At 58.1% G+C, this 26,892-nt stretch carries 27 protein-coding genes; 15 read left to right on the forward strand and 12 right to left on the reverse strand.

All coding sequences use genetic code 11. The features are described 5' to 3' along the window. Window positions 1-183 precede the first annotated feature (183 nt). Genes ruvC through ruvB form a run of 3 tightly spaced genes read left to right on the forward strand, consistent with a single transcriptional unit; the run spans window position 184 to window position 2,400 of the window. The gene (ruvC, locus tag ACTYEO_RS01490) at window positions 184-690 is read left to right on the forward strand and encodes a crossover junction endodeoxyribonuclease RuvC (RefSeq protein ID WP_449322214.1); all 507 of its coding nucleotides are present in this window, start codon (window positions 184-186) and stop codon (window positions 688-690) included. Next, window positions 687-1,367, forward strand: coding sequence for a Holliday junction branch migration protein RuvA (gene ruvA, locus ACTYEO_RS01495; protein ID WP_449321936.1), 681 nt, complete (start codon window positions 687-689; stop codon window positions 1,365-1,367). Before ruvC ends, ruvA begins: the two co-directional genes overlap by 4 nt. Window position 1,368: 1 nt before the next feature. Next, window positions 1,369-2,400, forward strand: a complete 1,032-nt coding sequence (gene ruvB / locus ACTYEO_RS01500) for a Holliday junction branch migration DNA helicase RuvB (protein WP_449321937.1) — start codon at window positions 1,369-1,371, stop codon at window positions 2,398-2,400. A gap of 16 nt (window positions 2,401-2,416) precedes the next feature. Here the strand turns inward: ruvB and ACTYEO_RS01505 are convergent, their stop codons facing one another. The 3 genes from ACTYEO_RS01505 to ACTYEO_RS01515 all read right to left on the reverse strand — a co-directional run bounded on the left by ACTYEO_RS01505 (window position 2,417) and on the right by ACTYEO_RS01515 (window position 4,402). Then, window positions 2,417-2,989: a GAF domain-containing protein gene (locus ACTYEO_RS01505; RefSeq protein WP_449321938.1), complete on the reverse strand. Its 573-nt coding sequence runs from the start codon at window positions 2,987-2,989 to the stop codon at window positions 2,417-2,419. Window positions 2,990-3,257: 268 nt separating this feature from the next. After that, the gene (locus ACTYEO_RS01510) at window positions 3,258-3,572 is read right to left on the reverse strand and encodes a hypothetical protein (protein WP_449321939.1); all 315 of its coding nucleotides are present in this window, start codon (window positions 3,570-3,572) and stop codon (window positions 3,258-3,260) included. Between the two features lie 2 nt (window positions 3,573-3,574). After that, window positions 3,575-4,402, reverse strand: coding sequence for a GAF domain-containing protein (locus ACTYEO_RS01515; RefSeq protein ID WP_449321940.1), 828 nt, complete (start codon window positions 4,400-4,402; stop codon window positions 3,575-3,577). Between the two features lie 149 nt (window positions 4,403-4,551). On the opposite strand from ACTYEO_RS01515, the gene ACTYEO_RS01520 reads away from it, so the two are divergent. From ACTYEO_RS01520 to folD, 12 genes are all read left to right on the forward strand, one after another. Further along, window positions 4,552-5,181 carry a hypothetical protein gene (locus ACTYEO_RS01520; RefSeq protein WP_449321941.1) on the forward strand — a complete coding sequence of 210 codons (630 nt, stop codon included), beginning with the start codon at window positions 4,552-4,554 and terminating at the stop codon, window positions 5,179-5,181. Then, window positions 5,178-5,591 carry a tol-pal system-associated acyl-CoA thioesterase gene (ybgC, locus tag ACTYEO_RS01525; RefSeq protein WP_449321942.1) on the forward strand — a complete coding sequence of 138 codons (414 nt, stop codon included), beginning with the start codon at window positions 5,178-5,180 and terminating at the stop codon, window positions 5,589-5,591. Before ACTYEO_RS01520 ends, ybgC begins: the two co-directional genes overlap by 4 nt. A 110-nt stretch (window positions 5,592-5,701) precedes the next feature. Beyond that, window positions 5,702-6,394, forward strand: a complete 693-nt coding sequence (tolQ, locus tag ACTYEO_RS01530) for a protein TolQ (protein WP_449321943.1) — start codon at window positions 5,702-5,704, stop codon at window positions 6,392-6,394. Beyond that, window positions 6,394-6,867, forward strand: coding sequence for an ExbD/TolR family protein (locus ACTYEO_RS01535; protein ID WP_449321944.1), 474 nt, complete (start codon window positions 6,394-6,396; stop codon window positions 6,865-6,867). Before tolQ ends, ACTYEO_RS01535 begins: the two co-directional genes overlap by 1 nt. 7 nt (window positions 6,868-6,874) lie before the next feature. Further along, complete coding sequence (locus tag ACTYEO_RS01540; RefSeq protein WP_449321945.1) at window positions 6,875-8,032, forward strand: energy transducer TonB; 1,158 nt, start codon at window positions 6,875-6,877, stop codon at window positions 8,030-8,032. Further along, window positions 8,029-9,369, forward strand: coding sequence for a Tol-Pal system beta propeller repeat protein TolB (tolB, locus tag ACTYEO_RS01545; protein ID WP_449321946.1), 1,341 nt, complete (start codon window positions 8,029-8,031; stop codon window positions 9,367-9,369). Before ACTYEO_RS01540 ends, tolB begins: the two co-directional genes overlap by 4 nt. 83 nt (window positions 9,370-9,452) lie before the next feature. After that, window positions 9,453-9,953, forward strand: coding sequence for a peptidoglycan-associated lipoprotein Pal (pal, locus tag ACTYEO_RS01550; protein ID WP_449321947.1), 501 nt, complete (start codon window positions 9,453-9,455; stop codon window positions 9,951-9,953). 4 nt (window positions 9,954-9,957) lie between these two features. Then, on the forward strand, window positions 9,958-10,785 hold the full coding sequence (ybgF, locus tag ACTYEO_RS01555) for a tol-pal system protein YbgF (RefSeq protein ID WP_449321948.1): 828 nt from the start codon (window positions 9,958-9,960) through the stop codon (window positions 10,783-10,785). A 26-nt stretch (window positions 10,786-10,811) separates the two neighbouring features. Beyond that, window positions 10,812-12,059: a tRNA lysidine(34) synthetase TilS gene (gene tilS, locus ACTYEO_RS01560; RefSeq protein WP_449321949.1), complete on the forward strand. Its 1,248-nt coding sequence runs from the start codon at window positions 10,812-10,814 to the stop codon at window positions 12,057-12,059. 79 nt (window positions 12,060-12,138) lie between these two features. After that, a complete protein-coding gene (ftsH, locus tag ACTYEO_RS01565) occupies window positions 12,139-14,055 on the forward strand; it encodes an ATP-dependent zinc metalloprotease FtsH (RefSeq protein WP_449321950.1) in 1,917 nt (638 codons plus the stop codon). A 172-nt stretch (window positions 14,056-14,227) separates the two neighbouring features. Further along, complete coding sequence (locus ACTYEO_RS01570) at window positions 14,228-15,904, forward strand: formate--tetrahydrofolate ligase (protein ID WP_449321951.1); 1,677 nt, start codon at window positions 14,228-14,230, stop codon at window positions 15,902-15,904. A gap of 73 nt (window positions 15,905-15,977) precedes the next feature. Beyond that, window positions 15,978-16,871 carry a bifunctional methylenetetrahydrofolate dehydrogenase/methenyltetrahydrofolate cyclohydrolase FolD gene (gene folD, locus ACTYEO_RS01575; protein ID WP_449321952.1) on the forward strand — a complete coding sequence of 298 codons (894 nt, stop codon included), beginning with the start codon at window positions 15,978-15,980 and terminating at the stop codon, window positions 16,869-16,871. Between the two features lie 15 nt (window positions 16,872-16,886). On the opposite strand, the gene pdeM is transcribed toward folD, so the two are convergent. The 9 genes from pdeM to ACTYEO_RS01620 form a co-directional block, all read right to left on the reverse strand. Then, complete coding sequence (pdeM, locus tag ACTYEO_RS01580; RefSeq protein ID WP_449322215.1) at window positions 16,887-17,546, reverse strand: ligase-associated DNA damage response endonuclease PdeM; 660 nt, start codon at window positions 17,544-17,546, stop codon at window positions 16,887-16,889. A gap of 40 nt (window positions 17,547-17,586) precedes the next feature. Beyond that, window positions 17,587-19,998, reverse strand: coding sequence for a ligase-associated DNA damage response DEXH box helicase (locus tag ACTYEO_RS01585; RefSeq protein ID WP_449321953.1), 2,412 nt, complete (start codon window positions 19,996-19,998; stop codon window positions 17,587-17,589). 70 nt (window positions 19,999-20,068) lie between these two features. Beyond that, window positions 20,069-21,394: an ATPase gene (locus ACTYEO_RS01590; protein WP_449321954.1), complete on the reverse strand. Its 1,326-nt coding sequence runs from the start codon at window positions 21,392-21,394 to the stop codon at window positions 20,069-20,071. A gap of 86 nt (window positions 21,395-21,480) precedes the next feature. Then, on the reverse strand, window positions 21,481-21,978 hold the full coding sequence (locus ACTYEO_RS01595) for a prepilin peptidase (protein WP_449321955.1): 498 nt from the start codon (window positions 21,976-21,978) through the stop codon (window positions 21,481-21,483). Beyond that, on the reverse strand, window positions 21,978-22,832 hold the full coding sequence (locus tag ACTYEO_RS01600) for a tetratricopeptide repeat protein (protein WP_449321956.1): 855 nt from the start codon (window positions 22,830-22,832) through the stop codon (window positions 21,978-21,980). Before ACTYEO_RS01600 ends, ACTYEO_RS01595 begins: the two co-directional genes overlap by 1 nt. A gap of 32 nt (window positions 22,833-22,864) precedes the next feature. Continuing rightward, complete coding sequence (locus tag ACTYEO_RS01605; RefSeq protein WP_449321957.1) at window positions 22,865-23,434, reverse strand: tetratricopeptide repeat protein; 570 nt, start codon at window positions 23,432-23,434, stop codon at window positions 22,865-22,867. A 19-nt stretch (window positions 23,435-23,453) separates the two neighbouring features. Further along, window positions 23,454-24,431: a type II secretion system F family protein gene (locus tag ACTYEO_RS01610; protein ID WP_449321958.1), complete on the reverse strand. Its 978-nt coding sequence runs from the start codon at window positions 24,429-24,431 to the stop codon at window positions 23,454-23,456. A gap of 12 nt (window positions 24,432-24,443) precedes the next feature. Further along, complete coding sequence (locus ACTYEO_RS01615) at window positions 24,444-25,400, reverse strand: type II secretion system F family protein (RefSeq protein ID WP_449322216.1); 957 nt, start codon at window positions 25,398-25,400, stop codon at window positions 24,444-24,446. A gap of 16 nt (window positions 25,401-25,416) precedes the next feature. Continuing rightward, entirely contained in the window at window positions 25,417-26,892 is a 1,476-nt protein-coding gene (locus ACTYEO_RS01620; protein ID WP_449321959.1) for a CpaF family protein, read from the reverse strand.

The following is a 26,892-nucleotide window of genomic DNA, read 5'->3' on the forward strand; positions in this document are numbered from 1 at the left end:
AAGAATATTTCGCATTTTTATGGTCGCTTTTGAGCGGTGTTTTGGCGCTTTTCGCATATAGGGTGCGGCGCGCGTCGAATTCGGAACAGGGGATGACGGATTTGCACCTTGGGCTATTCAATGTTCTTGTTTCGTGCTAGTGGTGCGAAAAAGCCGCATAAATCAGAGCAGGGGCAGGCCAAGATGCGTATCATCGGGATTGATCCAGGGTTACAACGCCTCGGTTGGGGGGTGATCGATGTTGAGGGATCACGCCTCAGCCATGTTGCCAATGGTGTCTGTGAAAGCCTTGCGCGTGAAGAACTGGCGCTGCGCCTTTTGTCTTTGCACCGCCAACTCACCAAAGTGGTCGAAACCTATCAACCCGATCTGGCCGCCGTCGAGCAAACCTTCGTGAACCGCGACGGGGCGGGCACGCTCAAGCTGGGTCAGGCGCGCGGCATTGCGATGCTGGTGCCTGCGCAGGCGGGGTTGCCTGTGGCTGAATATGCGCCCAATGCCGTCAAAAAGGCGGTTGTCGGTGTGGGGCATGCCGAAAAACAGCAGGTCGAGCATATGGTGCGCATGCAATTGCCCGGCGCTGTTCCCGCGGGCCCCGATGCTGCGGATGCTTTGGCGATTGCCATTTGCCATTCCTTCCATGCACAAAACTCGCAAAGATTGGCCAAAGCAATTGGGGCAGGGCGATGATCGGCAAATTGACAGGACGGGTGGATTATCGTGGCACGGATCATGTGCTGCTTGATGTGAATGGCGTGGGCTATATCGTCTATTGCTCCGATAGGACGCTGTCCTCGCTGCCCGGTGCAGGGCAGGTTGCCGCCCTTTATACCGAGTTATTGGTGCGCGAAGATAATTTGCAGCTTTTCGGTTTTCTGACGCTGTTTGAACGGGAATGGCACCGTCTGCTGATCTCGGTCCAAGGGGTCGGTTCCAAGGCGTCGATGGCCATTCTTGGCACGCTTGGGGCCGAAGGTATTGGCCGCGCGATTGCGATTGGCGATTGGGGCGCTGTCAAAGCGGCACCTGGTGTGGGGCCAAAGCTTGCGCAGCGTGTCGTGAATGAATTGAAGGATAAGGGGCCCGCGATTATGGCGCTTGGCGGCTCGCTGCCCTCGGCCATGGGCGATGACGAGGCACAGGTGATCGAGCCAAGTGCCCCAACCGCAGCCCCGCCCCAACCTAAGCCGAATATGCCCGCTCCGAAAGCAGCAGCGCAGGCAGAGGCCCTTTCAGCGCTGCAAAACCTCGGCTATGCCCCGTCTGAGGCGGCCAGCGCCGTCGCCACGGCGGCGGGCGAGGCGCCCGATGCGCCGACACCTGCCCTGATCCGCGCGGCCCTTCGTTTGCTTGCGCCAAAGGATTGAGATGACCGAACCAGACCCCACCCTGCGGCCTGACCGCCAGCCCGAAGATCCCCCCAGTTCCGACCGTGCTCTGCGGCCTGAACGCTTGGGCGATTTCATTGGTCAGCAGGAAGCGCGTGCAAATCTCTCGGTGTTCATCGAAAGCGCGCGTCGCCGCAATGAAGCGATGGACCATGTCTTATTTCATGGCCCTCCGGGGCTTGGAAAAACCACGCTGGCGCAGATCATGTCACGGGAATTGGGTGTGAATTTTCGCATGACCTCGGGCCCTGTCTTGGCCAAGGCGGGGGATTTGGCGGCGATCCTGACCAATCTTGAAGCGCGCGATGTCTTGTTCATCGATGAAATCCACCGCCTCAATCCAGCGGTGGAAGAGGTTCTCTACCCCGCGCTTGAGGATTTCGAGTTGGACCTTGTCATCGGGGAAGGCCCTGCCGCGCGCACTGTTCGGATCGAATTGCAGCCTTTCACCTTGATTGGCGCGACCACGCGACTTGGGCTTTTGACAACGCCTTTGCGGGATCGGTTCGGGATTCCGACACGGCTCAATTTCTACAATGTCGATGAATTGCACCAGATCGTGGATCGCGGCGCGCGGCTCTTGGGGGCACCAGCCGAAGAAGGTGGCGCCCATGAGATCGCAAGACGCGCCCGTGGCACGCCGCGGATCGCAGGGCGCTTGCTGCGCCGTGTTGTCGATTTCGCGGTGGTCGAGGGAAATGGCTGCGTCACCCAAGCCATTGCCGATCGTGCGCTGACACGGCTTGGTGTGGATGATCTTGGCCTTGATGGCGCAGACAGGCGCTACCTGAAGCTGATCGCCGAGTCCTATGGCGGTGGCCCTGTCGGGATCGAGACCTTGAGTGCGGCGCTGAGCGAAAGCCGCGATGCCTTGGAAGAGGTGGTTGAGCCATTCCTGCTGCAACAAGGGTTGATCCAGCGCACGCCGCGCGGGCGGATGCTCACCCAAAGCGCGTTCAAACATCTGGGCCTTGAGGCCCCAAAAACGGATCGGGACCTCTTTTCAAGCTAAGGCCGCGCCTGCGTGCCTATTCGGCGGATCCCATCGGAACGGGGTTGCCGTCACGCAGGCAATGCTGCGCCTCAACCCCGATCGAGTTGATCAGATCGCTGATTTTGCCCGCAATCAATTGCAGCTCATCAATGCTGTCTTGCGGCAGGTTTTGCGGTTTGTAATCGACCACCGTCATCGCCCCCAAAACCAAACCGTCTTTGGTGATCAGCGGGAAGGCCGCCCAGAAGACCCAAGCGGCAGGGCCCTTCACAAGCGGATGTGATTTCAAAATCGGATGTTCGCGCAGATCGGGAACAATCTTGGGCTGATAGGATAACAGCGCATATTGCGACAATGTCCGCGAACGGTCCGCCTCGGGCACGGCACGATCTTCGTGATCGCCGAAATCAACGCCTAGGATCTTTTGCTGCGTATCATCCAGTAGGCTGATATAGGCCCCCGCGCAGTTCGCGGTACTGCGCGCCCAAGTGGCGAAATGCGTGAATTGGGTTGAGGGTTCCGCATCCATCAGGCCAGTGGCCTTGGCGCGCATCGCGCGGGCGAACTCATTGATAGGGTGTGGGGCTGGCTCGAATTGATCTGACATAAGGCTCTCTCCAATCTGTTCATGGTGGAACGGAAGGCTGGAGGCCGAGGTTAGAGAGCCATGCAGCTTTTCAACGAAAGAGCGTGGGTGCCGCCCACTTGAACCACGAAGATGCGCAAAGGGACGGCGGCAACCGCCCTTCGAGAGCAATAAGCCTCAGGCGAGAGGGCGTTTGCCCCAGTTTATCGCGAGAGGAGCCGAGCCCCCTGCGGCCTGCCGTTTCGGATTGAGCCAAAATGGCAGGCCGCAGGGGGTGTCGCTGGTCTTGCTAGACACCCATCGAGATGCGGGCTTCGCGTTCAAACTCGAAGATCGCGACCGAGTTGTGCTTTTCAACTTCACAGGGAAAGCTTGCCTTCAGCGTATCGGCAAAGGTGAAGGTTCGCGCGTCATAGGCACGAAGGTCTTCCAACTCATCGAACAGGATGACCACCAGCAAAGTACCGTCGCGGCGCAGCAAGGCTTTGATGCCAGCCACGTTCTGGGTCGCGACATCCTTGCCCAAAAGGGCGTTCACAACCTCGACGCTGAGTTGCGCATCCTTGGCTTCTGCAAAGGTGATTTCATAGGTTCTTGCAAGCATGCTTAGTCCTCCATCGCCATCAAGAGATCATCAAGGCTGACGGATTTCTTGGGGGCTGCCATGCGGCGGCGATAGGTGCTTTCGACCAATCCGTGCTCTTGCTGGAGGCGGCGGCCTTCCTCGCTCAATTCAAAAGCGGTACCGACAGAGCAGGCAAGACCTGCGGCAACAGCCGCCTCGCCCTGTTCGGGTGCGACGGGCAAATCGGCGGTCAGCGCCATAAAGCCGTGTAGGGCGGCGACGGATACAGCCGTTTCACGGGCAAGGGCCGCGCCCAGAAGGTCGTGCATCTTTTCGGCCAGTGCTTCGCGGTTATCCATCTGCTGGATGATCTGGCGGGTCATGGTTTCCGCAACCCGCGTCATCAGGTCGAGCGTTTCTTGCGACAATTGACGGGGTTTGTAGTCGATCACGCAGAGCGTACCGAGCACCAGCCCATCATGGGTGATCAGCGGGAAGGCTGCCCAGAATTGCCAATGCGGCGGGTTTTGCACCAGCGCATTGTTCTTGAGGATCGGATGCTCGCGCAGGTCTTCCACAACCAAAGGCTGGTAGGAGAGCAGCGCATATTGGCACAAGGTCGCGGGGCGTCCAACCTCGCTATCGGGAAGGTCATTGGCATCGCCGAAATCGCGCGACAAGAAATACTGACGCTCTTCATCAAGCAGGCCTGTATAGGCTCCAGGGCAACCTGTCAGCGTCGTGGCCAGCTCTGTGAACACATCAAATCGTGCCGATTGATCGGTGTCCATCAACCCTGTGCGCCGAACGCGTTCTACGCGAGCATGCTCATTTATCGGTGTATCTGCCGACTGGTAAGTCTCACTCATAACTCTCTCCTATGGTCAGGTCATAGAACGGAGAGGTAGATGCCGTTTATAGGGGGAGGGATGCGTGTTTTCCGAATTTTTCGGCGGGCGAATAGTTGAACCGATCAGCCTTCGCACGTATCCCGACCAAAGGATTGAAAGAGACCAGTATGACAGCAGAAGACATCACCCCCCTTTTTACGCGATCAGACGGGTCGTATCTCTTTGCGCGTTGGGGGCGTCCGATTGTGCCTGTGGTCTTCGGGGCCACCGATGAAACGGTGTCTGTTCTCAAAGGCGCAATCGAGGCGGTGGTGGCACTGGCGGGGCATAAAATGGCCGAAACCGACCCCGAGCTTGGGGCGAACCTGATGGTGTTTTTCTTTCGGGAATGGGACGAGTTGACCGAGACGCCAAATCTCGACCGTTTGATCCCCGATCTGGCGCAGACCGTGGCGCGGCTGAAAGCGGCGGATGCAAACCAGTATCGCAGTTTCCGCTTTGATCCCGATGGTGGCATCAAGGCGGGGTTTGTTTTTGTTCGGATGGATGCGGCCATGGCCGATATTCCTGCAGAAACCATTGCGCTGAGCCAAATGGTGCAGACCATTCTGCTCTGGTCGGATCAGGCTTTTCTGGGCACATCGCCGCTCGCGGTGCTGGAGGAAGGCGGGCCTGCGGTGCTCAAGCCTGATGTCGCGGCCCTGATCCGCGCGGGCTATGATCCGGTCATGCCCGTTTGCGCCACCGACCCTTCCCATGCCATCCGCTTGGCAGCCCGTATCGGAGCCCCGCAATGACCCATCGTTTCGCGCTTCGTGTTTACTATGAAGACACTGATCTGGCGGGGATCGTCTATTATGCCAATTACCTCAAATTCATCGAACGCGCCCGCACGGAAATGGTCCGCGCGGCAGATATCGATCAAACGCGGCTCAAATCCGAGCACGGGATCGTCTTTGCGGTAAAGCGCGTTGAGGCCGAATATCTCAGCCCCGCAAAATTTGATGACGAGTTGGTGGTCGAGACCAGATTGACCGCCTCCAAAGGCGCCAGTTTCGTGATGGAGCAGGTCGTTTTGCGCGGCGATACACGTCTGTTTTTCGCCAATGTCCAGCTTGTCTGCCTGAATGATCTGGGCCGCGCAGCGCGGCTTCCGGCGGATATCCGCCAAAGAATTGAAAGATTATCGCCAAACACAGGCAGTTGATGCGGTTTTGTTGGTGTTTCCCGTTTCAACTTGGTAGAATCACCGCGAAATGAGGTGCCATATAAAAATCAGGCACCCATCCCATCTTGGGGCAGACGGAAAGAGCAGGCATGGAAGCTGAAACGCTGAACATGGTGCATGAAGCGGATTTTACGCTGATTGCACTTTTCTTTAGGGCAAGCCTAACGGTCCAATTGGTTATGATCGCGCTGATCGTGGCCTCTGTTTGGGTCTGGGCGATTACAATCAATAAATACCGGATGTATCGCCGCGCGCGCAGCAATGCGGCTGCATTTGACGCGGCCTTCTGGTCGGGCGAGCCGCTGGATGAGCTTTATGACAAGCTCGCAGAAAACCCGCGCAGCGCGTCCGAGCGTGTTTTTGTGGCAGGTATGACGGAATGGCGCCGCTCGCTTCGCGATGATGGTGCGCTGATCCCAGGTGTGCAGCAGCGTGTTGACCGCTCGATGGATGTCGCGATTGCGCGGGAATCCGAGCGGCTCTCAGGTGGTCTCAACGTGCTGGCCACAACGGGTGCGACCTCGCCTTTCGTGGGCTTGTTCGGTACGGTTTGGGGCATCATGCGCTCCTTTCAGGAAATTGCGGTTTCAGGCAATACATCGCTGGCCGTTGTGGCGCCCGGTATTGCCGAGGCCTTGCTTGCCACGGGTCTGGGCCTTTTGGCTGCGATCCCTGCGGTTATTTTCTACAATAAACTCTCCTCCGACTCTGATCGCTTGATTGCGGGCTATGAAGGGTTTGCGGATGAATTCTCGACCTTGCTGTCAAGGCAGCTGGACTGATGGGAGCCTCGGTCGCACAGAAATCATCAGGCGGGCGCAGGCGCGGTCGTCGTGGTGGCAGCAGCCGTCCGATGTCCGAAATCAACGTCACGCCATTTGTGGATGTGATGCTGTGTTTGCTGATCATCTTCATGGTCAGCGCGCCCTTGATGACGGTTGGTGTTCCGATCGAACTGCCCGAAACCGCCGCCGAAGCGCTGCCCTCCGAGCAGGAGGAGCCGCTGTCGGTCACCATGGCGGGTGACGGGCGGGTGATGATCCAAGAAACCGAAGTGCCGCTGGCTGATCTGGTGCCCCGCCTGCAGGCCATCGCGGCCGAGCGGGAAAGCGCGAGGGTGTTCCTGCGGGCCGATGGCGGCATTCCTTATGATCAGGTGATGACTGTGATGGGTGCGCTTAATGCAGGCGGGTTCCGCGAAATTGGTCTGGTGACCGATGCTGGCGGCCCCGCGCTTGACGGGTCTGGGGGGTGACGCGCTTATGCGTCGGGAACTCTACGCCTCCGCCGGTATCCATGCCGCGATCCTGTTATGGGTCGCGATAGGAGGAAGTTTGTTCCGCGCCACCGACGAGACCGAGTTTCAGGTAACAGGCGTACAGATCATCTCGACCGCCGAGTTCGAGGAGCTGACGCAAAGCGTATCCTTCGAGACCCCACAAGCCCCCTCCACGCCCGAAGCGCCCGAGGCTTTGACGCCCGCGCCACAGGCAGAATTGCCCGAGCCGCCCGAACAGGAAACGGCAGCCCCTGAGGTGAGCGAGCCGATCGCTCCCGTAACGCCCCCCGTAGAAACGCCCCCGCAAATTGTGGAACCTGACCCTATCCCTCAAACTGAGGTGACCGATCAGGTGGCGGCGCTGGCCGCACCCCCCCAAGGTGATCCGAACTCGGCCCCGTCTGATACGCCCGTCCCGCAAGAGGCCCCGCGCGTTGCCCCCACACCTGCACCCGCGCCGCCGCCAGATGTAGAAACTGCCCCTGATGTGGTGGAGCAGCCCTCCGAGCCTGAAGAGGCCGATATCCCCGTAGAAGAGATTGTGGAGACCGCCCCCGAGGAGGCCACGACCGAGATCGTGACCGAGGCGGAAACGCCTTCGGCCAGCAATGCGCCGCTTGCCTCTTCGCGCCCTACCGCGCGGCCTGCGCGCCCGACACCACCGCCCACACCAGAAGTCGAGACAGCCGCCGATGCGCCAGCCCCTGAAACACCTGACGCCGCCGAGGCCGAGCCACAGCAAGACAGCATGGCCGATGCCATCGCGGCAGCGGTTGCGGATGCTGCGGCCAACCCAAGCCCTGCCGCGCCATCTGGCCCGCCACTGACCCAAGGCGAGGTTGACGGTCTGATCGCGGATGTGCGCGCCTGTTGGAATGTGGGCTCGCTATCCTCCGAGGCGCAGCGCACAATCGTGACGATTTCGGTGCAAATGGCCGCTGATGGCCGACCCGAGAGCGGATCTATTCGCATGATCGCCTCCGAGGGCGGATCGGACGCGGCAGCGCGTCAGGCATTCGAGGCAGGTCGCCGCGCAATTTTGCGCTGCGGCGCGAACGGATTTGACCTTCCACAAGACAAATATGACCATTGGGCCACAATCGAGATGGTCTTTAATCCCGAACAAATGAGGCTGAGATGAAATTATTCATGGTACCCCTTATGCTCGCTGGCCTTGCCGTATTGGGCAGTTTCGCATCGGGCGCGCAGGCGCAGACCAGCCCCGGGCCGCTTCGAATTGAGATCACTGAAGGTGTGATCGAGCCGCTGCCTTTTGCCGTGCCGGTGTTTATCGCTGAAAACGGAGCGGCCGCAGATGCCGCCCAAGATATCACACGGGTGATTGCCGCTGATTTGCGCGGCACGGGGCTGTTTCGCGATATTCCTTCCTCGGCCCATATTTCGAGCATCACTAGTTTCGACAGCCCTGTTCAGTTCAATGATTGGCAGGCAATCAATGCCCAAGCCTTGATCACGGGCTCGGTTGAACAGACAGCAGATGGCCAGTTGGTCGTGCGATTCCGCCTGTTCGATGTTTTTGCGCAGCAACCCCTTGGCGAGGGCCTGCAATTTGTGGGCAGCCCTGAAAGCTGGCGCAGAATGGCGCATAATGTGGCCGACCAAGTCTATCAGAGGATCACAGGCGAAAGCGGGTATTTCGACACGCGCGTTGTCTTTGTGTCCGAGGATGGACCCAAGAATGCGCGCCTCAAGCGGCTGGCGATTATGGATTATGATGGCGCGAATGTTCAGTATCTGACCGATAGCCGTTCAATCGTTCTGGCCCCGCGTTTCTCGCCTGATGGTGGGCGGGTGCTCTATACCTCTTATGAAAGCGGCACGCCGCGCATCTATTTGATGGATGTGGCCAGCGTCACAAGCCGCCCCTTGGAAGACTTCCCCGGCACGATGACCTTCGCGCCGCGCTTTTCGCCTGACGGGAACCGCGTTGTCTTTTCGCTGGAGAGCGGCGGGAATACCGATATCTATCTGCTTGATCTGAATTCGGGTCAGCGCAGCCGTTTGACCCAAGCCCCTTCGATTGAAACCGCGCCAAGCTTCTCGCCTGATGGCAGCCAGATCGTGTTTGAAAGTGACCGCTCGGGCACCCAGCAAATCTATATCATGCCTGCTTCGGGTGGTGAGGCGCGTCGGATCAGCCAAGGCTCGGGGCGCTATGGCACCCCCGTATGGTCTCCGCGTGGCGATTACATCGCCTTTACCAAACAGGAAAGCGGGCGGTTCCATATCGGTGTGATGCGCGTCGATGGCTCGGAGGAGCGTTTGTTGACTGCGTCTTTCCTTGATGAAGGTCCAAGTTGGGCCCCCAATGGCCGTGTCATCATGTTCACCCGTGAAACCGCAGGCGCAAATGGTGGGCCGGGTCTCTATTCGGTTGATATCTCGGGGCGCAATCTTCAGCGGGTTGCAACGCCGGGTATGGCATCTGACCCCGCATGGTCGCCGCTTTTACAATAGCACTGCAACGAGGTGTGATTTGCACAGCGCCTCACCCGTGATAAACTTGGCATAAATAAATGCCTGTAACGAGGAACGAGCACATGAAATTCTCTACAAAGACGGCCCTTCTGGTTGCCTCTCTTGGTCTTGCGGCCTGTTCGCAAGGCGGCTTTGGCCCAGGTGGAAGCAATTCGGTTGATCTGAACGCATCGGGCGCGGGCGCATTTGACCCAGCCTCGCCTGAATATTTCAACCAGACCATCGGCGACCGCGTGTTGTTTGCGGTTGATCAATCCTCGCTCTCGCCAGAGGCGCAGGGCATTCTGGCGGGGCAGGCGCAATGGTTGCTGTCCAACCCTGCCTATACCGCAATCATCGAAGGCCATGCCGATGAGCAGGGCACGCGCGAATATAACCTTGCGCTTGGCGCGCGGCGCGCGGCTTCGGTTCAGGAATATCTGGTCAGCCAAGGTGTCGCGGCCAACCGCCTTCGCACCATCTCCTACGGCAAGGAACGCCCGATCGAGATTTGCTCGGATGAAAGCTGTTATAGCCGTAACCGCCGCTCGGTCTCGGTGATTGCTGCTGGCGCAGGAGCCTGATGTGATGTTGCGAGCCTTGGTTCTGTCTTTGGGGATCGCCTGTTTCGCGCCCGGTTTTGCGTTTGCGCAGGACCGCAGCGAAACCCTTGCTGATATTCGGCAGGAGCTTTCGGTGATCTTTGTTGAAATCCAACGCTTGCGAACTGAATTATCGACAACCGGTGCACCCAATAATCCGGTTGTCGGTGGCAATAGTCTGGACCGCATTGACGCCATCGAGGCGGAATTGCGCCGTCTGACCAGCATGACGGAACAGCTTCAAATCCGCGTGGAGCGCGTGGTCTCGGACGGGTCCAACCGCATCGGCGATCTGGAGTTTCGTTTGTGTGAACTGGAAGAAGCCTGCGATATCGCGACCTTGGGCGACGCACCCAGCCTTGGCGGTGATACGGGCAGTGCAATGCCGATCATCCCCGCCCCCTCCACCGATCCCGCAGGCCCCCAGCTTGCGGTGAGCGAGCAGGCCGATTTCGACCGCGCCCGCGAGGCGTTTGATGCGCAGAACTGGTCCGAGGCGGCCAGCCTGTTCCAAGCCTTCACCGATACCTATTCGGGTGGTCCGCTATCGGGCGAGGCGCATTTCCTACGCGGCGAGGCCGAGGCCCAACAAAGCCAGTGGAGCCGTGCCGCGCGGGCCTATCTCGACAGTTTTTCAGGCTCGCCCGACAACCCGCGCGCGCCTGAGGCCTTGATGAAATTGGGCACCAGCCTTGCGCAGCTTGAACGCCCTGATGAGGCCTGTTTGGCCTTGGCTGAGGTCGGCACGCGCTATCCCGGCTCGCCTGCCGTGCTAGAGGCGCAATCGGCCATGATGAATATCGGCTGCAATTGACTCTAGAGACGCGTTTTTCAGATGAGATGACCCAGCTTTTGGGCGCGGTTAAGCCGCGCGCTTTGGCTGTGATGGTATCGGGCGGCAGTGACTCGATGGCGCTGTTGTTACTGGCGCGGGATTGGGCCGTGGCGTATGACCTTGGTTTGGTGGCTGTAACCGTGGATCATGGGCTTCGTGCGGAAAGCGCCTCGGAGGCGGACTGGGTGGCAGGGCAAGCTGCCGCGATGGGGGTTTCACATGTGACCCTGCCTTGGACAGGCTGGAGCGGGCAGGGCAATCTGCAAGCCGCCGCACGTGCCGCGCGGTATGCCTTGGTGCAGGATTGGCGCCGCCGCGTGCAACCTGATATTGACGCGATCCTTGTGGGTCATACCCAAGATGATCAGGCGGAAACCATGCTGATGCGTTTGGCGCGCGGTTCTGGTGTGGACGGATTGGCGGGCATGAAAGCGGCCCCCGTGGAGCCTGCCGAGGCCCTAAAGGCAGGTTCAGCACCGCTGTTGCGGCCCTTGCTATGGGCCGACCGGCAAGCCTTGCGCGACCATCTTCAAACTGCGGGCTTTGGATGGGTCGAGGACCCTTCAAACGACAATGACAAATTCCAGCGCGTAAAGGCGCGCAAGGCGCTGGCCGAGCTATCCGAATTGGGGATCACGGTCGAAGGTCTGGCCAAAACGGCAACCCATATGGGGCGTGCGCAAAAAGCACTGGCCATACGGGCCTCGCAAGTGGCCAGCAGCGCCGTGACCGAAGTGTTGCCCGGCGTTTTGTCTTTCTCCTTGCCCGCGCTTGCCGAGATCGAGGAGGAGACGCAGCTGCGCCTGCTGGCGCATGGTCTTCAATGTATCAGCTCGGCCCCCTATCGCCCGCGCTTGGCCTCGCTTGAACTGGCCTTGGCGGATGCTTTGGGAGGCAAGGGCTCCACCCTGCATGGTGGCCAGATTTTTCCGCATAAAGACCGCCTTTTGGTGGTGCGCGAATTCAATGCGGTTGCGGCCATGGAATGCCCCGCCGATGGTCAGAGCTTTTGGGACCGCCGATGGCGGGTCAAAGGGCAGCGTCTGAATGGTGTGACGATCCGTCCATTGGGCGAGGAAGGTGCCGCGAGAATCGAAACAAGCCATGGATTGCCCAAGCCTGTTTTGCATTCATTTCCCGCGCTTTGGTCGGGCAATACCCTGATTGCGGCCCCGCATCTGCTACATGTAGCGCTTTGTCAGGCGCAATACGCCGCATCAGCCGAGTTCCATAGATCGATATTATCGCATTGAAGTCGCGCCAAGCATCTCTATCTTAGGTGGGAAGGTCGGGCATGGGTATTTCCCAGCCACGAATGCGAGGAGACTACTCTTGGGTAACGCAAGAAACATAGCCTTTTGGGTTATTCTGTTCCTACTGATTTTGGCGCTGTTCAATTTGTTCAGCGGAAACCAGACAGCTGTGAACACAAGCTCGGTGGCCTATTCCGAATTTGTCCGCGAGGTCCAGCAAGGCGAAGTGACCACCGCGACACTGGATGGCGAGACCGTCACATATACAACGGGCGATGGCACCTATCAGACGGTGCGTCCGCTTGATACGGATCTGACCAGCCTGCTGCTGCAATATAATGTCAATGTGGATGCGCGTCCGCAGGAACAATCGGGCTTCTTCTCGATCCTGTCGCTGTGGCTGCCGGTTCTGGTGCTGATCGGCATCTGGATTTTCTTCATGAACCGTATGCAGGGCGGCGGCAAAGGCGGTGCTATGGGCTTTGGTAAATCCAAGGCCAAGCTGCTGACCGAAAAGCACGGGCGCGTCACCTTTGATGACGTGGCGGGCATTGATGAAGCGAAAGAAGAACTCGAAGAGATCGTCGAATTCCTGCGCAACCCGCAGAAGTTTAGCCGCCTTGGTGGCAAGATCCCCAAAGGGGCTTTGCTCGTTGGCCCTCCGGGCACGGGTAAAACCCTTTTGGCGCGTGCAATCGCGGGTGAGGCGGGCGTGCCTTTCTTCACCATCTCTGGCTCCGACTTTGTCGAGATGTTTGTTGGTGTCGGTGCATCGCGTGTGCGTGACATGTTCGAACAGGCCAAGAAAAACGCGCCTTGTATCGTGTTCATCGACGAGATCGACGCCGTAGGCCGGTCGCGTGGCGCAGGCTATGGCGGCGGCAATGACGAGCGTGAGCAGACATTGAACCAGCTTCTGGTCGAAATGGACGGCTTTGAGGCCAATGAGGGTATCATCATCGTTGCGGCCACCAACCGCCCCGATGTTCTTGACCCTGCGCTGCTACGTCCGGGGCGCTTTGACCGTCAGGTTCAGGTGCCAAACCCCGACATTAAGGGCCGTGAGAAAATTCTGGGCGTGCACGCGCGCAAAGTGCCCCTCGGCCCCAATGTCGACCTGCGTATCATCGCGCGCGGCACACCCGGTTTCTCGGGCGCTGATCTGGCCAACCTCGTGAACGAGGCGGCGCTGACAGCGGCTCGGATCAACCGCCGTTTCGTGACAATGGAAGATTTCGAGAATGCCAAGGACAAGGTCATGATGGGCGCCGAGCGTCGCAGCATGGTCATGACCGAGGACGAGAAAAAGCTGACCGCCTATCATGAAGCGGGCCATGCGGTGGTCGGCCTCAATGTGCCGCAGCATGATCCGATCCATAAGGCCACGATCATCCCTCGCGGACGTGCGCTTGGTCTGGTTTTGTCCCTGCCTGAGCGGGATCAGCTTTCCGTCAGCTACACGAAATACACCTCCAAAATCGCCATGGCGATGGGGGGGCGTGTGGCTGAAGAGCTGGTCTTTGGGAAGGAAAACATTACCTCGGGTGCGTCTTCGGATATCCAGCAGGTCTCCAAGATCGCGCGCGCTATGGTCACGCAATTCGGCTATGCCGAGGAGCTTGGCTATGTCGATTACGCAAATGAGCAGCAATCCTATCTGGGCAGCTATGGTGGTGGCGCAAGCCATTCCGCGGATACCCAGAAAATCATCGATGATAAGGTGAAGGCCTTGGTTGATGAGGGATATGAAACGGCCAAGCGTATTCTGACTGAAAAGCGCGATGACCTTGAGCGTCTTGCACAGGGTTTGTTGGAATATGAAACGCTGACAGGCTCCGAGATCACCCGTGTGATTGCGGGTGAGGCGCTAAATCGTGGCGATGACAGCGATGATACGGGCACGGGCGGCACGCCGTCCATCACGGCGATCCCCAAGACCAAATCCAAGGCCAAGCCCGCGGATGATGGCGGGATGGAGCCAGAGCCCTCGGCCTAAGCAAATAAAAAACCTCGGTCCAAGTGCCGGGGTTTTTCATTGGCGCGTTGTGCCAGCGCCCCGTCCAAGATGGCGGGGCCTGCGGGCAAATAGTCGGAAATGATCCTAAGGCTTGGCATGTGACAGTTTATTAGGCGAAGTAAGAACAATTGCGCCAATAGGGACGTCACACATGGCTTTTAAAACCGATATCGAAATCGCCCGCGAAGCAAAGAAGCAGCCCATTCAGGATATTGGCGCGAAACTGGGCATCGCTTCGGAGCATTTGCTGCCCTATGGGCATGACAAGGCCAAGGTTTCGCAAGACTTCATCAATTCGGTGCAATCGCGGCCCAATGGCAAGCTGATCCTCGTGACGGCCATCAACCCCACGCCCGCAGGCGAAGGCAAAACCACGACGACCGTGGGCCTTGGGGATGGGTTGAACGCAATTGGAAAGAAAGCCGCGATTTGCATTCGCGAAGCCTCGCTTGGGCCGAATTTCGGCATGAAGGGCGGCGCGGCGGGCGGCGGTTATGCGCAGATCGTTCCGATGGAGGAAATGAACCTCCATTTCACAGGGGATTTCCACGCCATCACCTCGGCCCATAACCTGCTTTCGGCGATGATCGACAACCATATCTATTGGGGCAATACGCTCGAGATTGATCAGCGCCGTGTCAGCTGGCGGCGCGTGCTTGATATGAATGACCGTGCCTTGCGCGATACCGTGACCTCGCTTGGTGGCGTGGCCAATGGCTTCCCGCGCCAGACGGGGTTTGACATCACGGTCGCCTCTGAGGTCATGGCCATCTTGTGCCTGTCAAAGGATCTGAAGGATCTTCAACAGCGCCTTGGCGATATGATCGTGGCTTATCGCAGAGATCGCAGCCCCGTCTATTGCCGCGATATCAAGGCCGATGGGGCGATGACGGTTCTGCTCAAGGATGCGATGCAGCCCAACCTTGTCCAAACCCTCGAAAACAATCCCGCCTTTGTGCATGGCGGCCCTTTTGCCAATATTGCGCATGGCTGCAACTCGGTCATCGCCACGACAACGGCGCTGAAGCTGGCCGATTACGTTGTGACCGAAGCAGGGTTCGGCGCTGATCTGGGGGCCGAGAAATTCCTCAATATTAAATGCCGTAAGGCAGGGCTTGCGCCTAGCGCGGTTGTGCTGGTCGCCACCGTGCGCGCGATGAAGATGAATGGCGGTGTGGCCAAGGCTGATCTCGGGTCTGAAAACGTCGAGGCCGTGCAGAACGGCTGCCCCAATCTTGGCCGCCATATCGAAAATATCAAATCTTTCGGCGTGCCTGTCGTGGTGGCGATCAACCACTTCGTCACCGATACTGAGGCCGAAGTGCAGGCGGTTAAGGAATATGTGGCCAGCGTCGGGGCTGAGGCGATCTTGTGCAAGCATTGGGCTGATGGCTCGGCTGGCGTGACCGAATTGGCCACCCGTGTGGCCGAGATCGCCGATGCTGACACGGGCGATTTCGCGCCGATCTATCCCGATGAAATGGGCTTGGCCGATAAGATCGACACCATCGCCACGAAAATCTATCGGGCTGATGGTGTCGTGCTGGACGCAAAGATCAAAGCACAGCTCAAGGAATGGGAAGAGGCAGGCTATGGCAATTTGCCTGTTTGCATGGCCAAGACCCAATATTCCTTCACCACCGATCCTGAGCGCCGCGGTGCGCCCACAGATTTCACCATTCCAGTGCGTGAGGTGCGGCTTTCGGCGGGCGCGGGTTTCGTGGTTGCGATCTGCGGTGAGATCATGACGATGCCAGGCCTGCCACGCGTCCCATCGGCCGAGAATATCCGCCTCAATGATGCAGGCGAGATTGAAGGCCTGTTCTGAGGGTTCCATCAGTTCGGTGGCATGCTAAGACGCTGTCACCGAATGAACGCCCCTTGATCGGAGACTGACACAGATGACTGCCCAGATTATCGACGGCAAAGCCTTCTCGGCCAAACTGCGCGCCCTAGTGGCCGAGCAGGTGACAACCCTTAAAGACGCGCATGGTATCACGCCCGGTCTGGCGGTTGTTCTGGTTGGCGAAGACCCTGCAAGTCAGGTCTATGTGCGCTCCAAGGGGAAGCTGACCGTTGAGGTCGGGATGAATTCCTATGAGCATAAGCTGGATGTCGCGACCTCGCAGGAAGATTTGCTAGCCCTGATCGACAAGCTGAACGCCGACCCCGAGGTGCATGGCATTTTGGTGCAACTGCCTCTGCCTGCGCATCTGGATAGTGAATTGGTGATCAATTCGATTGATCCCGCCAAAGATGTCGATGGGTTCCATATTTCCAATGTGGGGCTTTTGGGCACGGGACAGAAAAGCATGGTGCCCTGCACGCCGCTTGGCTGTTTGATGATGTTGCGTGATCATCATGGCAGCCTGTCTGGCATGAATGCTGTGGTTGTCGGGCGCTCGAATATTGTGGGCAAGCCGATGGCGCAATTGCTGCTTGGCGATAGCTGCACGGTCACGATCGCCCATTCGCGGACCAAGGATTTGCAGGAGGTCTGCCGCCGCGCCGATATTCTGGTGGCAGCGGTCGGACGCCCCGAAATGGTCACGGGCGATTGGGTCAAACCGGGCGCGACCGTGATTGATGTGGGCATCAACCGGATTGAGGGCGAGCAGGGCAAGACCAAACTGGTCGGCGATGTCGCATTTGAGAGCGCTGCTGCCGTTGCCGGCGCCATCACGCCTGTGCCCGGCGGTGTGGGGCCTATGACGATTGCCTGCCTGCTGGCCAATACGCTGACGGCTTGCGCCCGCGCGAACGGCTTGCCCGAGCCTGAGGGCCTCACGGCCTAAGCACGGCGCTTTGCTTTAAACGGGGATCATCAAGGGTGGGCTGTTGAGCAAAATGGCTCGCGGCTGATCCTGCATCAAGCTGGTCAGGGCAGGGTCATCGGCGAAAAGCCCGCCTGTATAGGTGCCATAGGCTGGCAAGATCACACGCCGCTCATCAAGCAAGAAACAACGCCGCGAGATCACGCGCCCGCCTGCGCCAAGCCGCGCTTTGGGGTGGTAATGGCCTGAAACCTCGCCCTGCGGGCCATCGGCGCGCGCCATATGGCAAAAGAACAGGGGGCCAAGGGCCAGTTCGGCCAGATGCGTTCCTGCCAAATCCACAGGCCCGGGATCATGGTTGCCTTCGATCCAAATCCAACGCCGCCCTGCCATCATCGGCGCAAGCCTGAGGCTCAACTCCGCCTGAACGGCCTCGGCCGCCTCCAGATCATCGAAACTGTCGCCAAGGCAGATCACGGTTTTGGGGGCCGTGGCCGCGATATCTTCAGACAATCGATTGAGGGTTTCTTCAACCTCATAGGGCGGTAGCATTGTGCCACTGCGCCGCGCCATCCGCTCGGATTTTCCAAGATGAAGGTCCGAGACGCATAGAACCCCCTCGTCAGGCCACCAAAGGGCACCTGAGGATAACGCTGTCAGAAGCGTTCCCGAAAAAGCAAAGTCCAGCGCGTCCATAGGCCCTTGGGTGGCATGGGATTGCGTTTGGCGCAAGCCCTCACACCTTCAGCCCTGCAAGGGTCATCAGGCGTGTGGCTTCTTCCTCCATCAGCTTTTGCTCGGCCAAGCCTTTGACGGGAATGCGGCCTGCCTCAAGAAACAGGGGCGCTGCCAATGGTGTGACACGCTCAAGCTCGACATGGTCGATACGGGTACCGATGCGCTCAAGCATCTCTTCGATGCGGCCGAAATCAACCAAACCGCGCATGGCTTCGTTGCGGGTGATCTCAAGCATCACATGATCTGGGTCATATTTGCGCAAGGTGTCATAGAGGATATCGGTGGAAAAGGTCGCCTGTCGCCCTGTCTTGCGTTTGCCGGGTGAATTGCGCTCGATCAGGCCCGCGATGATCGCCGAGGATTTGAAAGTGCGTTTCATCACCGCGTTATCGGCAAGCCATGTCTCCAATGTCTCGATCAGGTTGTCGCGTGCAAAAAGCGGGGCAGGGTCGCGCAATGGCTCAAGCCCCCAGATCAGTGTGGCGTAATCGGTTGCGACAAAGCCAAGCGGGTTCAGCCCCTCGCGCTCCATGCGTTGCGTCAGCAACAGCCCAAGCGTCTGCTGCGCATTGCGGCCTGCAAACCCGTAGACACAAATATGGGCGCGGCCATCATGGGGGAAACTCTCGACCAGAAGGCGTTCGCGTTCGGGCAGTTTGGAGAGCTTGCGCTGCAGCTTCAGCCAATCGCGGGTATGGACGGGCAGATCGGGCCAATCCTGCTGCTTGAACATCGCAAGAATGCGGTCCGAGAGCTGCGTGGAAGTTGCGAATTTCGTGCCCATGAAGGTCGCGATTTTGGGCTTGAGATTGGGGGTGCGGCTGACCTCGACCACCATCTCGCGCATACCCTCATAACGCACGATTTGCCCGCCGATCAAAAAGGTATCCCCCTTGCGCAAGGTCGAGGCGAAATATTCCTCAACCTCGCCCAAAGGCGCGCCGCCACGGGTTTTTTGATAGCGCACCTTCATCTTATCGGCATCCACGATGGTGCCGATATTCATCCGGATTTGCGTCGCAGCCCTTGGGTCGCGCAATTGCCATGGCCCGCCCTCTTCACGCTGCAAAAGGCGCTGCCACCGATCATAGGCGCGCAAGGCATAGCCGCCCGTGGCGCAAAATTGCAGGCAGCGATCAAAGCTTTCGCGCGAAAGGTCGGAATAGGCCCCCGCGCTTTGGATTTCGGCAAAAAGATCATCTGCCATGAAGGGGCCTGCCGCCGCGCGGATCAAGATATGCTGGCACAAAACATCCAGAGGGCCGGAATGATCCGTGTCGCCATCAAGGCTGCGGGCTTTGACCGCTTGCAGGGCGGCGATGCATTCCACCACCTCAAAGCGGTTGGCGGGAACCAGAAGGGCTTTGGAAGGCGCGTTATAGCGGTGATTGGCACGCCCGATGCGTTGGACCAGTCGCTTTACGTTTTTCGGCGCGCCCACCTGTATCACCAGATCGACATCCCCCCAGTCGATCCCCAGATCCAGCGAGCCTGTGCAAACAATCGCACGCAGATCGCCTGCCACCATCGCGGCCTCGACCTTTTCGCGTTGCTCGCGCGCCAAAGCGCCGTGGTGGATGCCAATGGGAAGCTGGTCGTCATTGGCCAGCCACAGATGGTGAAAGAAAATCTCGGCCTGCGCGCGGGTATTGTGAAAAATCAGCGTGGTGCGATGTTTCTTGACCTGTTCCAGAACGGCAGGAATGGCATAGCGCCCGCCGCCCCCTGACCAAGGGGGCTGCTCTTCGGTTTGCAGCATGCTGATATCGGGATCAGGGCCGGGATCGGCTTGCAAAATGGCGCATGGATCAGGGTGGCGGGCCAGCAGATGCGCGATGGCGGCTGGGTCTTCCACCGTGGCCGAAAGCCCCACGCGCCGCAAACCGGGTGCCAAGCTTGAAAGCCGCGAGAGCGCGAGCATCAATTGATCGCCCCTTTTGGATTCCGCCAAAGCATGGATTTCATCCACGATGATCCGCTTGAGCCCTGCAAAGGTGCGCCCCGCATCTTCATAGGACACCAGAAGCGCAAGGCTTTCAGGCGTGGTCAGTAGGATATGGGGCGGATCGGCGCGTTGGCTGCGCTTGCGCGAGGATGGGGTGTCGCCGGTGCGATCCTCGATACGGATGGGCAGGCCCATCTCGGCAACGGGGCCTGAGAGGTTGCGTTTGATATCGGCGGCAAGGGCCTTGAGCGGTGAGACATAAAGCGTGTGCAGCCCCTTATGCTCGCCTTCGGCCAGTTCAACCAAGGAGGGCAGAAACCCCGCCATCGTCTTGCCCCCGCCCGTGGGGGCGATCAGCAATTGGCAAGGCTCCTGCGCGCGGTCCAGCATCTCCAATTGATGGGGATGTGGGTGCCAGTTGCGCGCGGTGAACCAAGCGCCAATCTCGGGGGGAAGGGCTGTCATTCCCTAGACATAGGCCGCCACAAGGCGTGAGCCAACGGATAGGATAGGCAAAAGCGGGAAAGCGGCCTGATTAGCGCACGATCTTTTCTTCGCGGACATACATGTTTTCCCATGCCCGATCGAGGAGGTCTGGCCGCATCTGGTATGGGATACCTTCGAAATCGCAAATCGCGATGATCTGATCCAGCAGGAAGGGCGCATGGTAATTGGCATAGACATTGTCGATGCTGGGATATTTCTTCTTGAGAAGATGCAGCAAAGACGCCTCGTCCAGCGGGACCTTCTTTTTGCGCGCGACCATGGCGAAAATCTTGAGGAATTGTTCCTGCGTTGGACCCGCAATTTTGACCTTGAAAAAGATACGGCGCAAAGCGGCTTGGTCGAAAATCTCGTTCGGGTGGAAGTTGGTCGAGAAAATCACCAATGTGTCGAAGGGCACTTCGAATTTCTCACCCGATTGCAGGGCCAGAATATCATAGCCCATTTCCATCGGAACGATCCAACGGTTGATCAGTGTCTGGGGCGGCTCTTCCTGACGGCCAAGGTCATCCACGATGAACACGCCACCCGTTGATTTAAGCTGCAGGCTGGCCTGATAGGTGCGGCTGACGGAATTATATTTCAAATCCAGCATATCCAACGTCAATTCCCCGCCCGTCATCACAGTGGGGCGGGTGCATAGGATATAACGCGTATCATGCAAAATCATGGATTTGCGCAATGCCGACGGATTAACATCAGGTGTATCGGCTTGGCTGACAGGTGTATGCACGATCGGGTCGAACAGCGTGATGACCTGACCTGCGTAGAACACGGCATGGGGCACATAAATATTGTCGCCCATTGCGGAACGGATGCCTTCCGCAATCGAGGATTTACCATTGCCGGGCGGTCCATACATCAGGACAGAGCGCCCTGATCCCACGGCAGGGCCAAGCTGATCAATCAGACCATCTGGCAAGACCAGATGCCCCATGGATTTCGTAAGCATCTCCCGCGTGAGGTTGATATCACGGATCGATTGGCGCTTGGCCTGTAGTTTATAAGCCTCAAGCGGGACGGGCATTGCGCCGAAATATTCGGATTGCTTGAGCGCATCCATCGCGCGGGCCTTGCCGCTTTCGGTGAGTTGGAACCCCATCTCGCCCTGCGATGTGGCATGAAGGGTGCCTGTCGCCTGCAAAAGGTTCATGTCGCGCAAGGCGTCGATCAATTGCTGCGTCAAGGTGACGGGCAGGGCGACGGCCTGTGCGATATCGGTCGCTGTCTCGACATTCTTGCGGAAGATCGTCTTGAGCAGGATATCCCGCATAACCACGGTCGACAAACCCGTATCGGTCATCTTGCGCAGCGCGGGTGGCGCGATCGCGTCAGTGCTGGGGGTATGCATATTCATGACAAACTCTCGGAAATGGAGTGGCTATGCGACGACAATACCCAAAGAGGTTTGGGGGCCATGAAACTCGTTACCGTCAAGGGGCCTTAGGCCCAAAGCCCAAGCCCCATGACAAGATAGATCACCAATGCGCCCGAAAGAGCGACACCCATTGGAAACAGTTTTCCACGCTCCCAAGACACCCAGTCAGGTGTGGCGCGGCGAACGGCGGGAATGCGGCCCGCGCTGCGATGCGTGATCCATGAACCGATGAGCACCATTGCGAACAAGGTCACGAAAAACAGCCCATCCCCTTGTGCAACAAAGGGGGCCATCGCGGCTGCGAATTTTGCATCCCCCGCCCCGACCATGCCAAGCGAGGTGATCACAAAGCCCGCGACCAGCACGAGGGCCAGCGCCAGCATGCGCCAGCCATAAACCTCAAGCGGCAGCAGGAAGAGACCGCCAACCGCAAAAACTGCGAAAAGGGCCAGAACCGAATAATTTGTGATGCGCATATCCCGCAGATCCGTCCAAGAAACATACAGGCAGATCGGAAGGACGAAGGGCAGGAACCATGCGGCTTCTTGAAAGGTAATATTCATCAGTTTCTCACCTCTGTATCCAGCGCACGCAGCGCGCGTACGGCAGCATCGAAATGTTGTGGATGCGTATCGATGGCCTCGGCAAGAAGCCCACGTCCAAGATCAACCTCTCCCTGACGGATCGCTGCCAGAGCCATCGTGTGCAAAAGCTGCGCGCGCTCGACTTGGGTTGTGCGTACGAGAGGAAGGTTAAAATCTCCTTGCGCGGCGCGGGCCAGCACGAGGTTGTTTTTGGCTGTAAACAATTCGGGGTTATAGGTGATGGACTCGGTAAAGAGGCGCTCGGCCGCTTCGAAATCCCCACGGGACAATTTGGAATAGCCCCAATTGTTCAAGACGGACGCTGGCCGCGTGGTCAGGCCGACGGCGGTCTCGTAGAAACTGTCGGCGCGGTCCCATTCTTGGTTCGAGTCTGCAACCATCGCTTCCAGACGGTAGCGTTCATAGGTCTCGAAGGTGGGCGGCACGAGATCAAGCTGCTCTTCGGCGGTTTCCCATTCGCTGGCGCGGATCAAGGCATCGGCGTAATCGACACGGTCTTGATCAGTGACTTCATCGCTTTGCACGATATCGCGCCAGATGACGGTGGCTTCGGTGGCGCGGCGCGCGCGGATCAGGCTTTGCCCAAGCCCTCTTTGCAGATCGATCCTGTCGGGATTTTCCTGCGTAGCGCGGCGGAAATAGGCCACAGCCTCATCAGGGTCAGCGGCGGTTAGCATTATGTCATTGAGATTTGACTCATCAATGACATTCAAAGCGTCCATGGAACGATTGACCTCGCCGCCGGAGTTTTGACATCCAGCGAGCGCAAGCGCTAATCCACAGACCATACCCGCTCGGTACGTTAGGCGCATTTTGCGACCTCTTACTGCTCATGCCCTTTGTTTCATGGGGCTGAGGTGAGGGTATATCTGCCCCCACCGCGGCGGACCAAATCAAAGTGGCTTTGGTTGTTTTCCGCACTATAGCTTGGATTTTCCATTCTTTCGATAGAAAGTCGCAAGTTTTCGCGAATGGAGTCCGATTGGCCACTATCGAGTGCAAAAGCCTGCTGGAAAACGCGCATGGCTTCGCCATATTCACCTTTTTCCATCAAGACGACGCCCAAATTATTCCAAGCAGGCGGAAAATCTTCGTCAAGCTCGATGGCCATTCTGAGGTTTTCTTCGGCTTGGCCCAATCGCCCCAAACGCAGATTGGCCGATCCGATGCCCGACAGGACATCCGCGGTAAGCCCTTGATCGGCAGCGCCCCTGTAAAAGGCGCGCAGGGCCAAGTCATATTCGCCCGCATCCATCAAGCGGTGCCCGACCAACACGCCGTCCACGGCATCGCGAAGCACCACGGTTCCTTCAGGCGCGCTTGGGCCCTCGCGCAATGCAGCAAGCGTGTCAGGATTTTGCTGACACGCCGCTAGACCGATCAAAGCTGTTATCGTGATGAGCCCCCGCAACATCCGCCTCCGTATTTCGTCGTTAGCCCCCGAAATTCTGGGTGATCCCGTAAACCGATGGTCCGATCAGGATCACAAGAAGCGGCGGCACACAAAAGAACATTGTGCCCAGTGTCAGTTTCACGGGCAGCTTATTCGCCTTTTCCTCGGCGCGCATCACCCGTTTGTCACGCATTTCGCTGCCGTAGACCCGAAGCGCATCGGCAATGGAGGTACCGTAGGTTGTGGCTTGGATCAAAGTTGTGACAAAGCTGTTAACATCTTGCACGCCGACACGTTCTGCCATGTCGCGCAGAACTTGGGTTTTGTCCTTACCCGCTTTCATCTCATAGGCGATGATTTCGAATTCTTCGGACAGGGCAGGGTAGGAGGTGCGCATCTCTTTTGCGACGCGGATGATGGCCTGATCAAGGGATTGGCCCGCCTCGACACAAACCAGCATCAGGTCAAGCGAGTCTGGGAAGCCTGTGATGATTTCCTCTTCGCGCTGCTGCACGCGTTTGGTTACCCAGTATTTCGGAGCCATATAACCGATCATGCCGGGAAGAAGCACGGACATGGCCGTGGCCTGAGGCGTCTGCCCCGGCGAGATGAGAATATAGATCGTGCCAAGCCCCAGCATACCAAGGCCAAGGGCCAGCTGCGCGAAATGAAAGGTCTGCACTGCCCCCTTGGAGCGGTAGCCCGCACGGATCAGCTTGAGGCGGATATCACTGAGTTCTTTCTGGTTTGTCGGCTCCAGATATTGGGCAAAGCGGTCCAGCCTCTGGTCTTTGCCGCCCACACGAAGCCCGCCGTCTTTACCAGATGAGACTTGGGTCGTTTTCTGCTGCTCCAGCAGCTTTTCCATCGGGTCTTTTTTGCGGAACAGAACCAGTGGAAGGGCAATCGCAATCATGAGGATGCCCAGACCTGCTGCTACGAATAGCGGTCCAAATTCGCCAAGCTGTTCGATGATGAACTGATTGGCCGTATCGATAAGGTTTGTAACAAGTTTCATCTGTTGTCTCCCTTAGACCTTAATGTTCACCAGAATTCGCATGAAGAAGAGGTTCAGCCCGAGCATGGCGCCAACGATGATACAGGCGGGCAGAAAGGCTGAAGATTGCATTACATCATCATAATAGCCTGGCTGCATGATATTGATCATGATCAGGGCCAGCACCGGAAAGGCGGAGAGGAAATTGCCCGAGAATTTCGCCTCGGATGTAATCGCGTTTACGCGGCGGAACAGTTTGAACCGCATGCGGATCACTTGCGCCAAGCCGTTGAGTACCTCCGCAAGGTTACCACCCGAGGTTTGCGAAATACCCACAGCAACGGCCAAGAAGCGCAAATCCTGCATATCCAGACGCTCGGCCATGGTGGCGATCGACTCGGAGACATCAAGGCCATAGGCCGCTTCATCCGCGATGATACCAAGCTCGGAGCCGAGAGGGTCGGCAACTTCTTTCGCAACCGTGTTGAGAGAGGCCACAAACGGGTGGCCAACACGCAGGCTGCGCACCAACAATTCTACCGCGTCAGGCAATTGCTCCTCGATCATGGCGAGGCGTTTTTTGGCTTTGTTGGACACCCAGTAAAAAACGCCACCAACACCCATCAAAACGGAAAGACCAATGCGAACAGGGAAAGAGGTGCCTGTCCCCAGTGTCAGCGCCAAAAACGCAACCGCGGCGATCAGGCCCATGACCATAATCATCTGTCTGGGCGTGAAAGCGATATTTGCCTTTTGCGCCTTATCCGACAGCAGGGAATAGAGCGGGATCGTGCGCGATTTCATATGTTGGTCCATCTCCTTGCGGAGTTTGGCCAAAACATCTTCGCGGCTGGATCCCTTTTCCAGCATTGTCAGGCGACGATTGACGCGGGCGTTCAAGCTGATCGATTTGCCGAAAACCATCAGGTAGAGACCTTCGATAAGCGCAACAACGCCAATGAAAATCCCGATATAAATGAGGGGTTCGATTCAAAGTTGCATGAGATCAGTCTCCCGCAGGGTCAAAGAGTGACATTGGCAAATCATAGCCCCATTGGCGGAAACGCTCGGAGTAATGCGAACGCACGCCACAGGCGGTGAAGCGGCCAATGATCGTGCCATCGGGCTTCAGCCCAAGGCGTTGGTAGCGGAAAATCTCCTGCATCGAGACGACCTCGCCTTCCATACCGGTGACTTCGGTAATCGAGGTCATCCGACGCGAGCCATCCTGAAGACGGCTGGCCTGAACGATCAGGTTCACAGCAGAAGAAATCTGCGCGCGGACCGCCTTAAGCGGCATTTCGATACCTGCCATCGCGACCATGTTTTCCAGACGCGAGCAAGCATCACGCGCCGAGTTGGCGTGGATTGTCGTCATCGATCCGTCATGGCCTGTGTTCATGGCCTGCAACATGTCGATCACTTCCTCACCACGGGTTTCACCCACGATAATTCGGTCAGGACGCATCCGCAGCGCGTTGCGCAAACAATCGCGTTGGGTCACTTCGCCTTTGCCTTCCACATTCGCGGGGCGGCTTTCCATCCGGCCGACATGCACCTGCTGGAGCTGAAGTTCGGCCGTATCCTCGATGGTCAGAACACGTTCTTTGTTGTCAATGAAGGAGGACAGCGCATTGAGGGTTGTTGTCTTACCCGAACCCGTACCGCCCGAGACGATGACATTCAGGCGGCAGGCGCAAGCGGCTTGAAGATAGGCGGCCATCTCCTCGGAGAAAGCGCCAAAGCGGACCAGATCATCAACTCCGAGCTTTTCCTTTTTGAACTTACGGATCGAAACCAAAGATCCATCCACCGCAACAGGTGGGACCATGGCGTTGAAACGTGAACCATCCTTGAGGCGCGCGTCGACATATGGGTTTGATTCATCGACGCGTCTGCCAACGGCAGATACGATTTTATCAATAATACGAAGAAGGTGGCGTTCATCCTTGAAGCGTACATCAGTAAGTTGCAGCTTGCCTGCGCGCTCGACGAACACACGGTTCGGGCCGTTGACCAGAATATCGTTGACGGTCTCATCTTTCAAAAGCGGCTCAAGCGGGCCAAGCCCCATAACCTCGTCGAACAATTCGACTTGCAGGGTCTGGCGGTCTTCGCGGTTGAGGACCACGCCCATGGCACCAAGCTCGTCATTCGTGATCGAGATGATCTCGGCCTTAAGCTCACTTTCCTTTGCGCTTTCAAGCGCGGCAAGGTTGAGGTTCTCAAGAAGGCGATGGTGCATATCGGTCTTGATTTCATCAAGACGCTGGCGGCGTTTGATATCCTTTTCACCGCTTTGCGCTTGCGCTGCGACCACGTCCTGCGACGGGCCAGGCATGGGGCGGCGCAATGAGGAGGGGGCCGCAGCTGGTGCGTCCGCCGCCACTTCGGGCGCGGCTTTTTCAGGCTCTTTTGGTGCGGCTGGCTTTGGGCGCCCTACAGGCTCTGCCCCAGTTGTTTTTGTGTAGCGAGAAAACAT

The sequence above is a fragment of the Rhodophyticola sp. SM2404 genome, from assembly GCF_053570515.1.

What these genes read in the sequence shown, in the direction of transcription:
- ruvC (WP_449322214.1), top strand. Translation starts at nt 184, where the DNA reads ATGCGTATCATCGGGATTGATCCAGGGTTACAACGCCTCGGTTGGGGG.
- ruvA (WP_449321936.1), top strand. Translation starts at nt 687, where the DNA reads ATGATCGGCAAATTGACAGGACGGGTGGATTATCGTGGCACGGATCAT.
- ruvB (WP_449321937.1), top strand. Translation starts at nt 1,369, where the DNA reads ATGACCGAACCAGACCCCACCCTGCGGCCTGACCGCCAGCCCGAAGAT.
- ACTYEO_RS01505 (WP_449321938.1), bottom strand. Translation starts at nt 2,989, where the DNA reads ATGTCAGATCAATTCGAGCCAGCCCCACACCCTATCAATGAGTTCGCC.
- ACTYEO_RS01510 (WP_449321939.1), bottom strand. Translation starts at nt 3,572, where the DNA reads ATGCTTGCAAGAACCTATGAAATCACCTTTGCAGAAGCCAAGGATGCG.
- ACTYEO_RS01515 (WP_449321940.1), bottom strand. Translation starts at nt 4,402, where the DNA reads ATGAGTGAGACTTACCAGTCGGCAGATACACCGATAAATGAGCATGCT.
- ACTYEO_RS01520 (WP_449321941.1), top strand. Translation starts at nt 4,552, where the DNA reads ATGACAGCAGAAGACATCACCCCCCTTTTTACGCGATCAGACGGGTCG.
- ybgC (WP_449321942.1), top strand. Translation starts at nt 5,178, where the DNA reads ATGACCCATCGTTTCGCGCTTCGTGTTTACTATGAAGACACTGATCTG.
- tolQ (WP_449321943.1), top strand. Translation starts at nt 5,702, where the DNA reads ATGGAAGCTGAAACGCTGAACATGGTGCATGAAGCGGATTTTACGCTG.
- ACTYEO_RS01535 (WP_449321944.1), top strand. Translation starts at nt 6,394, where the DNA reads ATGGGAGCCTCGGTCGCACAGAAATCATCAGGCGGGCGCAGGCGCGGT.
- ACTYEO_RS01540 (WP_449321945.1), top strand. Translation starts at nt 6,875, where the DNA reads ATGCGTCGGGAACTCTACGCCTCCGCCGGTATCCATGCCGCGATCCTG.
- tolB (WP_449321946.1), top strand. Translation starts at nt 8,029, where the DNA reads ATGAAATTATTCATGGTACCCCTTATGCTCGCTGGCCTTGCCGTATTG.
- pal (WP_449321947.1), top strand. Translation starts at nt 9,453, where the DNA reads ATGAAATTCTCTACAAAGACGGCCCTTCTGGTTGCCTCTCTTGGTCTT.
- ybgF (WP_449321948.1), top strand. Translation starts at nt 9,958, where the DNA reads ATGTTGCGAGCCTTGGTTCTGTCTTTGGGGATCGCCTGTTTCGCGCCC.
- tilS (WP_449321949.1), top strand. Translation starts at nt 10,812, where the DNA reads ATGACCCAGCTTTTGGGCGCGGTTAAGCCGCGCGCTTTGGCTGTGATG.
- ACTYEO_RS01570 (WP_449321951.1), top strand. Translation starts at nt 14,228, where the DNA reads ATGGCTTTTAAAACCGATATCGAAATCGCCCGCGAAGCAAAGAAGCAG.
- folD (WP_449321952.1), top strand. Translation starts at nt 15,978, where the DNA reads ATGACTGCCCAGATTATCGACGGCAAAGCCTTCTCGGCCAAACTGCGC.
- pdeM (WP_449322215.1), bottom strand. Translation starts at nt 17,546, where the DNA reads ATGGACGCGCTGGACTTTGCTTTTTCGGGAACGCTTCTGACAGCGTTA.
- ACTYEO_RS01585 (WP_449321953.1), bottom strand. Translation starts at nt 19,998, where the DNA reads ATGACAGCCCTTCCCCCCGAGATTGGCGCTTGGTTCACCGCGCGCAAC.
- ACTYEO_RS01590 (WP_449321954.1), bottom strand. Translation starts at nt 21,394, where the DNA reads ATGAATATGCATACCCCCAGCACTGACGCGATCGCGCCACCCGCGCTG.
- ACTYEO_RS01595 (WP_449321955.1), bottom strand. Translation starts at nt 21,978, where the DNA reads ATGAATATTACCTTTCAAGAAGCCGCATGGTTCCTGCCCTTCGTCCTT.
- ACTYEO_RS01600 (WP_449321956.1), bottom strand. Translation starts at nt 22,832, where the DNA reads ATGCGCCTAACGTACCGAGCGGGTATGGTCTGTGGATTAGCGCTTGCG.
- ACTYEO_RS01605 (WP_449321957.1), bottom strand. Translation starts at nt 23,434, where the DNA reads ATGTTGCGGGGGCTCATCACGATAACAGCTTTGATCGGTCTAGCGGCG.
- ACTYEO_RS01610 (WP_449321958.1), bottom strand. Translation starts at nt 24,431, where the DNA reads ATGAAACTTGTTACAAACCTTATCGATACGGCCAATCAGTTCATCATC.
- ACTYEO_RS01620 (WP_449321959.1), bottom strand. Translation starts at nt 26,892, where the DNA reads ATGTTTTCTCGCTACACAAAAACAACTGGGGCAGAGCCTGTAGGGCGC.